An 8,442-nucleotide genomic window follows, 5' to 3' on the forward strand; every position below is an offset into this window, starting at 1 on the left:
ATGTTGTGTCATTTCGAGCGGAGCGAAGCGGAGTCGAGAAATCTTACCGAGGTGTTGTTCTCCATAAGATTTCTCCGCTCGCTTCGCTCGGTCGAAATGACAGGGGATGCGCTTAGTTCGAAATGACAGGGGAATCGACTACTTGATGGCGAGGGTGGTGAAGGACCAGGCGGGGGCGGCGTAGGTGCCGGCGGCGAGGTTCACCTCGTGGGCGGTCGGCTGCGGCGATTCGCTGCCGACCGGGTTCTGGCCGGCGTACGGGTCGTCGCCGGCGAGCACGGTCGCGGTCACCACCGCACGCGACTCGGCCGGAACGCCCAGCTCGTCGAGCACCTGCGTCAGGTCGACGTCCACCGCATCGGGCAGCGCGTTGACGATACGCACGTAGTCCACGCCGGCGGCCGAATCGCGCGACACCGTCACCGTGCGGCGCGGCTCGTCGGCGACCTCGCGGCCTTCGGCGACCAGCTGGTCGTCGATGTACAGCTTCATCGACTCGCCGCGATCGGCGACCTCGACGCGCACATGCCACACCGTGCCCGGCCGCACCGCATCCATCGACGTTTCGGTGCCGGCGATGTTGTAGCCGCTGCCGTCGCGGATGACCTGCAGGTGGAATCCGCGGCCGAGCGAGATCTTGTTGTGGTTCTTGCCCGTGATGTCGCCGGACGTGATCTGCACGCCCCACATGCCGACGTGGTACGTGACGGTCGCGCGGATCGTGTACGCGTCCGCCGCGAGGTCGACCGGCAGATCGACGTGGCTGCCGCGATAGTTGACGTCCGGCAGGTCGACGCGCTGGCCGTCCGCGGTTTCGATCGAGAAGTCGGTGAAGTCGGCGTGCGCGCCGCCGTCGAGCGCCAGTTTGATCGTGTCCGGCAGCTCGCGGCGGAACGTGGTCTTGCCGTCGATCGCGACCGGCCATGCGGTGTCGGCCGTGGTGGTCGCGTACATCTGCTGCACCCAGTAGCTGTACGGCAGGTAGGTGCGTTCGTTGTCAAAGTAGATGAGGTCGGGGTTCCAGCTGCTGTGGCCGTGCTTGCAGAACAGCGGTGCATACGATGCCATGTGCACGACGTCGCCGTTCAATTCCATGCGGCTCATGAACGCGGCTTCGGACAGGCCGTTGATCAGACCCGTGCCCCACGAGCCGTATTCGCCGAGGTAGACCTTCGGGCCCTTGCGATCGGTGTGGTCGTAGTGGTCGAGGTTGTGGAACCACCAGCTCGGCGCCTGGTACGAGTGCTCGTCGACGATCGGGATGCCGGCCTCGCGCGCGTACGCCCAGCCCTGCTCGTAGTCCTGGCCGCTCGGCGCGGGGCCGACCGTGCCGACGACGGTGATTTCGGGGTGCTCGCGCTTGACTGCGTCGAAGATCTGCTGGAAGCGATTCTTGAACACGTCGTCGATGAGATCCTCGTTGCCTAGCCCAAGATATTCGAGGTTGAACGGCTCCGGATGGCCCATCTCGGCGCGCTTGGCGGCCCACGCGTTGGTGGCCGGGTCGGCGTTGCAGAAGTCGATGAGGCCGAGCACCTCGTCGATGTAGGCGGGCATGTCCTCCTGCGCGACCGGAACCGGGCCCTGGCTCGTGTTCTGGCAGCTCACGCCGGCCGGCAGTACGGGCAGGGGCTTGGCGCCGATGGTCTCGCACAGGCGGAAGTACTCGTAGAAGCCGATGCGGAACGACTGGTGGTAGCCCCACACGTTGAAGTTGTGCGGGCGGTGTTCCACGTCGCCGATGGTGGTGTTCCAGTGGTACATGTTGCTCATGCCGAGGCCGTGCGTGATGCAGCCGCCGGGGAAGCGCATGAAGCGCGGATGCAGGTCGGCGAGCGCCTTGACGAGGTCGGGGCGGAAGTGTTCGAGGCCGTTGTAGGTGGTTTGCGGCTCGCAGGAGACGAAGTCGATGTCGACGGTGCCGGGCTGGTCGAACGCGATGCGCAGCGTGCCCTGCGTGGCGACGACGGGCAGCTCGTCGGACTCGGCGCCGCCCTGCTGGGCGGGGATGGTCAGGGAGGCCTGAAGCCACGACCAGTCGCCGCACGCGTAGGATTCGGGAGCGACGAGGCTTGCCTCGGCGAGGGTTTCGCCGTGGTCGCCACGCAAGGTCACGGTCAGCGGCAGTTCCTTGCCGTGGACGCGCGTCCAGACGGAGAAGTGGTAGGTTTCGCCGGCGCGGAACACCATGCCGTCGAAGCCGATGTTCTCGAGCGCGGGCGACCCGCCGTCGACCGAGCCGATCTCGACGGTCGCGTAGTGCGGGTTCTCGATCGCGACCGGGGCCTTCTCCCCCACTGCGAACGCGGCGAACGAGCCGGCCGGTACGATCTTGCGCCATGCGGTGTAGTTGCTCCAGTCCTGGCTGTCCGCGCGGTTGTATTCGAACGCGCCGTTCTGCACGAGCTCGCTGTTCAGGCCGCCGTCGCCCGAATAGCTGATGTCCTCGAAGAAGATGCCCCACAGGTCGGTGCTGATCTTGCGCACCCCGGCCTTGTCGAGCGTCGCGACGAGCTTGTCGGTCATGTCAAACCCCTTACGTTTCGTTGGTCGGCGGCGACGCCCAGCTGACATCGCCGTCCGATCATCGGTAAATATGTACCGTTACATATATTACTGATCACTACACAATCCACAACCACGCAGTCAGTTCGGTGAGTCCCGCACTATCGCAACGTTTTCCACACATTCCATACGATCACCGATCATCAACACTTTTCCGTACCGGTACAGATCACCGCTGCCACGCACGCTTCATAGCCTGGAAGATCTCGTCGTCGGACTCGTGGTTCTCCATGTTGAGCACGACGATCACGTCGCGCCACTGCTCGGCGTAGCAGAACTCGTGCTTCCAACCGACGTAGTGCGGGCCGTCGCCGCGATTGCGCAGGTAGGACATGAGCGCGGCGCACACCTGACCGGAGAACTTGACGTCCGCGAGGCAGTCATTCGCCCAAAAGCCCTGCCAGACGCCGTGTTCGCGGGCGCGCATCGCCGCGTCGCCGGACTGGAAGCGTTCGCGGGCGAGTCCGGCGTGGTAGAACGCGTGCTTGAAGTCGCCGGCGAGCGCCTGTTCGAGCGACTCGCACACGAGCAGCGTGCCGGCCGCGCACTCGCGGTAGATGGTCGATTGCAGGCCGATCGTGTCGCGGATGAGCCGTGCTGCACGAGCGCCGGCGTCGTGCCGCGCGGTCGGATCATCGTGATCGACGATGGATACGGCCGAATCGCGCACAGCCACGTCGCATACAGCTGATCCGCAGATCGAATCGCGCACAGTCGACGTCCGCGCGACATCACCGTCCGCGCGGGCCTCCGCATACGTCGCCGCATCCGACGACTCCGCGTCGAGCGCGGTGCGTTCGCAGTCGCGCACGAGCCGCTCGTATCGTGGCAAGACGTCGGCGCACAACTGCTTGACCCACGCGATCTGAGCGGCGAAGTCCCCGCGCGTAAGCCACTTGAGATCGTCCTCCTCGTCATGGCCGCCGGACAGGTAGTGCGTGATCATCATGCGCGGAATGTACGTGTACAGCTGCTCGCCGCACTTCTGGTCCCATTCGTCGCCGAAGCTCGCGGCCGCATCCCAGTACTCGCGGAACAGTCGTGCCACGGCCGGCGCGAACGGCTCGCCGTAGTAGCGGCGGCAGTAGTCGAGCAGGAACGCGTCGACCTGCGCATGCAGATCGACCGGCTGCTTTGTGTCATGTCGAGCGGAGCGCAGCGCAGTCGAGACATCTTGTGAGGGAGCGGCGGAGGAAGAGATTTCTCCGCTCGGCTTCGCCTCGGTCGAAATGACAGGGGAAGACGACTGCGATGCGAGCGAACCGTCGCGCCACAGGCGGGCAATGAGGTCGAGCGTGACGACGTGCGGCTTGACGTTCGAGCAGTTGACGACCCACAGCGCGTCGCCGCCGTTCGCGAGCACGGTTTCGAGTTCGCGCGTGATGTCGTCGAGCGATTCGGGCATCTGGGTGATGTGGTTGGCGGCCTGCAGGTCATAGAACGACGCATGGTAGTAGATACCGTTCTCACCGGGATCGTCGGCGTCCGGCATGGCCGGCTCGCGCGGGTCCCAGTTACCGTTGCGGCGCACCATCATGCGACCGTAGCCGTTGTCGGACCAGATCTTGATCACGTCGTCGGGGAAGTGCAGCAGTCCCTTGCGGTACAGTTCGAGCGATTCGGAATACAGATACGTGCTCACCGGCGCGTTCGGATCGGCGGCGCGAACGAGATCGTATTCGGCTTTGATCGCTTCGGACAGCACGCGGCCACGCTCCTCGTCGGTCGTGTATCGCGGATCGTCGGTCCAGAACGGGCCGTCGCAGCTGCCGCGGAAGCCGAGCGTCCACACGACCTTCGGATCGTTGTGCCTGGCCGTCGGATCGGTTCCGCCATCGCCGCACCGCTGCGCGATCGCCTCGCGCCACAGCGCCTCGTACTTGTCTCGGTCCTCCGGCCAGCGCGGCTTGAGACCGGGGTAGGCTTCGGAGAACAGGCGCGAGCCGAGCGGCGTGGCGTGATGCTGGTTGACGTACAGGCCCATGCGATGCGCGAGATCCCAGTGCGGGGCCATGTTCTGGCCGGAACCGGGGATGACGAGGTTGCCGCCGGCACGCAGGAGCGTGGCAAAGATCATGCGCCATGTCAGTTCGTTGTCGTTGCGGATGTTCCACGAGACGATAAGCACCTCGTCGTTGACGAACCAGCCGCGGTAGCGCACGGCGGCGGGATGTGAGTCGAGCCGCGCGGTATCGGGCAGGCTGAGCGATTGCCGCACCGCCGGACGCTGGTCGTTCCAGAACCAGAAGTCCTCGAAACCGAGCCATTCACGGCTGATCGCGTACAGTCCGTAGATGCAGCCGAGGTCGTCAGCGCCGGCGACGGTCACGGCGTTCGCGGACGGGTCGACGGTCACGCGGTATTGTTCCGCGGCCAGCGTGTGGTCATAGCGCACATTGATCGTCGCGCCATCTGCGTCGTCGTCCCCCGCAAACGCGACGCCCAGATCATGCGTCAGATCCTCGATCGCGTACGCGACCGGTTCCGGTACGGTCGTCTCTTCCGCATCATTCCAACGGACTGCGGAACGTCCGTTCAGCACCACTGACATCATGCATTCCTTTCCATAAACCGTTCTTCACTGCGTGGCGACTTCCCATATGTCACACTCTGCTTCGTCAATCGATGAACGGCGGGGGCGTGGCACGAATCGTTGTCACACAATCCTTATCGAGCGTATGATTCGCGAAGTGTGACCAGCCAGTTCTGCGGCCGCACAATCGCATTACTTCACATCCTTGAAATACCAAGGATGCACCGCGACGGCTGTTGTCACGCTTGCCCGGATTAGGCCACACATGAGCAAGCGTGACACGCACGCTGTCACGCTCCCTGCCACAGCACATATCCAGCGCGGGCGTGACAACATATCGCGCCACACCTGCCGTCATATCCATCCCCTATTCTGTGCAAGCATGACAACATCCAACAGTTAGGTTCGCTGGCAAAAAGCCGTATCCCGCACAAGCGTGACAACACATCGCGTGACATAATCCCCAGCGCCGGCGCGCTCCTATCCGAAACATCACGCCGCTCGCCCCCACGCTCAGACCGTACATGATGACCGACTCCCGAACATGCGCTCGATCGCCTCGTATTCGGCATCGGTGATCGGCAGAATACCGCCGTGCCGCTTCTTGATCGAACCGAGATCGACATCCGTCGCCGCATCCCAATCCGCACGTGCCGTACTACCCAAGTCGGCCGACCGGAACGGCAGATACCCACGCCCGAGCCGGTACTGGTCGCACATCAGCCCGTATCGCATCGGCCGCCCATCGATCACGCGCACGTCGGACTCGTTGAACCGGAACAGTTCCGGGCCTTCCAGATAGCCGCCACTCAGCAGATCGTCGTCGAAGATCGAGCTGAGCGTACCGACGTACGTCCACTCGTCCACGCCGTCACCGGTCTCGAGGTCGGCTCGCGGCGCGTCGGTGACCGCGTACGGGTTGCGCGTGCGTTCGATGGTGATCTGGCCGTCGCCGGACGCACGGTACCACCAGCCGTCATCGGCGTGGATCATGGTGGTGTCGATGCAGTACGACTCGCGGTCGATCCACTTGACCGGCTCCGAAAAGCTCACGAAATCGCGGGTGGTGGCGTAGTACATGTTCTGGAAGTCGCCGTGCACGTTCATTGTGTGCGAGCCGGTGGCCCAGTAGACGATGTACTGCCGGCGCGCCTCATCCCAGCAGGCTTCGGGCGCCCACGCGAAGCACGCGCCGGGGATGGTCGCGGCGATCGGGGCGAGGCGCGGTTCGCTCCAGTGCGCGAAATCGTCGGTTTCCCAGATGACGATGCTGGTGCTGCCGGTTTCGCGGGCGCGGCCGGTGGTCCAGCCACCACGATGGTAGATGCTCAGATCGGTGGCGAGCAGGTACGCGCGCGGGCCGTGTGCAGCGATTGCGGCCGTGGAGTCGCCGATGCCATGCGCACGGATGAGGAATGGGTCGCGTACGCCGCGCTCGCCCACCGTCGATTCGAGAGCTGGATGACCGTTCGGACGGGTGTCATGCCAGTGGATGCCGTCACGGCTGAGCGCGAAGTAGATCTGCTCGTCGGTGGCCGATTGTTCGGTGCCGGTGAAGTGCGCGAATAGGTATGCGGAGGTGGGTGTCATAATGGGAGCCTTTCATACGTTGGCAATGGAACGATTACGCGGACTGCTTGGTGGAGGGCGAACGGGTTGATCGGTGAGGTCGGTGGCCGGCTAGACGGGGTGAGTGCGGACGACGACGGCACGATCCGCCGCGGACACGGACGATCATCATCCAAAAGCACGCAGAACGTCGGCATGCCAACGTTTGTCACGCTGACGCAGCCATCGTTCGCCGAGAGCGGGAACACCTGCGCGCACGATGCAGTGCCGCCCGGCCGTATCGCGATCTCGCTCAGGCTCGTGTCCAGTTCTCGCTTCTTCCACATCATTCCAACGGACTGCGGAACGTCCGTTCAGCACCACCGACATAGTGGCACGCTCCTTTTCCGTGATTGTTGCTCACTGCGTAACGGCTGATGTGTCACACCCCGCTTCGTCAATCGATGAACAGCGAAGGTGTGGCACGAATCGTTGTCACGCAATCCTTATCGAACGTATTTTTCGCAAAGTATGACAAGCCCGATCTGCGTCTACGCGATCGCGGCACTTCGCATCCTTGGAATATCAAGGATGCGCCGCGACGACAGTTGTCACACCTGTCTGGATTCGGCCATATGCGAGGAAGCGTGACACATGCCCTGTCACACTTCCCGTCACAGCGCTTATCCGACGCAGGCGTGACAACATATCGCGCCACACCCGTCGTCATAGACCGCATTCTGCGCAAGCGTGACAACACGTTAGTTCCGCGCGCGGGATGAGTGGAAACGCGCCGAGCCCCGAAACGTGACAACGCACCGCGGTGCAGCGCCGCATTGCTCGACACGATTCCCAACGTCTGCGCGCTCCCCGCCCGAATATCACGCAAATAGGTCCCTCTGCGTGATATTCGGGATAGCAGCCAGCAGACGCTATCCAAAACATCACGCCAGAAAGCACCTCCGCGTGACAATTCGGCGGGCATCGAGCCGATCCTATCCAAAACATCACGCCTATGTCGGGGCGCGCCGCTCAAGCTGCTTACACCGCTCAAGCCAACCGCGACCGCGCCGCTCAAACCAACCGCAGATCTCATTTCCCGACCACGGACCTTATTGCGCCTCGATGACGAGCACCGCGAACGGGGGTAGGACGCGAGGGCCGGGGGTGACGGTCGTGCCGGTCAGGAGGTCGCGGCCGGCGAGCGGCAAGTCGACGCAGACTGGCGCGTTTGCGGGGTTGAGCACGAACGTGAACGTGGTGCCGTCGGCCGCGACGCGACGCGTGACTTCGAGATCGACCGTGCGCAGCCCGGCAGACACCGTGGCGTCAGGAACCACCGCGGACCGCTCGACCATGCCGACCAGCGGCGCGTCCGTGAGCCCGACAATGCCGGTGCCGGCGAGCAGCGCATCCACGAATCGCGGCATGGCCGCATCGTCCGGGAACGTGGCCGCATAGAACACACCGCCATTGCCCGCGCTCGGGCGGAACGTGAAGGCGGGCGTACCAACATAGTATTCGCTGCCATAGGTGGCGAGTACCGCTGTGCCTTCATCGGCCTCAAGCACGTCGAACAGCACGCGGCCGTGAGGGGCCGCTGCGTCGTTCGCACTATCTGCAATGACGGAAGAATCCCCAGTATAGTCCGCGGGCGCGGCGCCGGCGGCGGTCGACGTGCCTCACGTTTTTTGAGCGCGTAGGGTGTGGTGGTGCCTCATCGGGAATGAGCGCGAACGGTATCGGTCCTGTTTGGCTTGTCTTATGGAAGACAGGATCAGCATGGCGACGAAGCG

The 8,442-nt window shown here is 63.9% G+C and carries 4 protein-coding genes; all 4 read right to left on the reverse strand.

The genetic code is table 11. From position 1 onward, the window contains the following. Positions 1 to 138: 138 nt before the first annotated feature. Positions 139 to 2,526: an alpha-L-arabinofuranosidase C-terminal domain-containing protein gene (locus tag AC1A0G_RS11480; RefSeq protein ID WP_476529863.1), complete on the reverse strand. Its 2,388-nt coding sequence runs from the start codon at positions 2,524 to 2,526 to the stop codon at positions 139 to 141. 208 nt (positions 2,527 to 2,734) lie between these two features. After that, on the reverse strand, positions 2,735 to 5,119 hold the full coding sequence (locus AC1A0G_RS11485; RefSeq protein WP_476529865.1) for a glycosyl hydrolase 115 family protein: 2,385 nt from the start codon (positions 5,117 to 5,119) through the stop codon (positions 2,735 to 2,737). A 492-nt stretch (positions 5,120 to 5,611) separates the two neighbouring features. After that, the gene (locus AC1A0G_RS11490) at positions 5,612 to 6,688 is read right to left on the reverse strand and encodes an alpha-arabinofuranosidase (RefSeq protein ID WP_476529867.1); all 1,077 of its coding nucleotides are present in this window, start codon (positions 6,686 to 6,688) and stop codon (positions 5,612 to 5,614) included. A 1,070-nt stretch (positions 6,689 to 7,758) separates the two neighbouring features. Beyond that, the gene (locus tag AC1A0G_RS11495; RefSeq protein ID WP_476529868.1) at positions 7,759 to 8,229 is read right to left on the reverse strand and encodes a Beta-galactosidase C-terminal domain; all 471 of its coding nucleotides are present in this window, start codon (positions 8,227 to 8,229) and stop codon (positions 7,759 to 7,761) included. Positions 8,230 to 8,442 lie beyond the last annotated feature (213 nt).

Source organism: Bifidobacterium sp. LH_230, assembly GCF_056357555.1.

Excerpts from the sequence above, each read along its gene's own strand:
- AC1A0G_RS11480 (WP_476529863.1), bottom strand. The coding sequence starts at position 2,526 with ATGACCGACAAGCTCGTCGCGACGCTCGACAAGGCCGGGGTGCGCAAG.
- AC1A0G_RS11485 (WP_476529865.1), bottom strand. The coding sequence starts at position 5,119 with ATGATGTCAGTGGTGCTGAACGGACGTTCCGCAGTCCGTTGGAATGAT.
- AC1A0G_RS11490 (WP_476529867.1), bottom strand. The coding sequence starts at position 6,688 with ATGACACCCACCTCCGCATACCTATTCGCGCACTTCACCGGCACCGAA.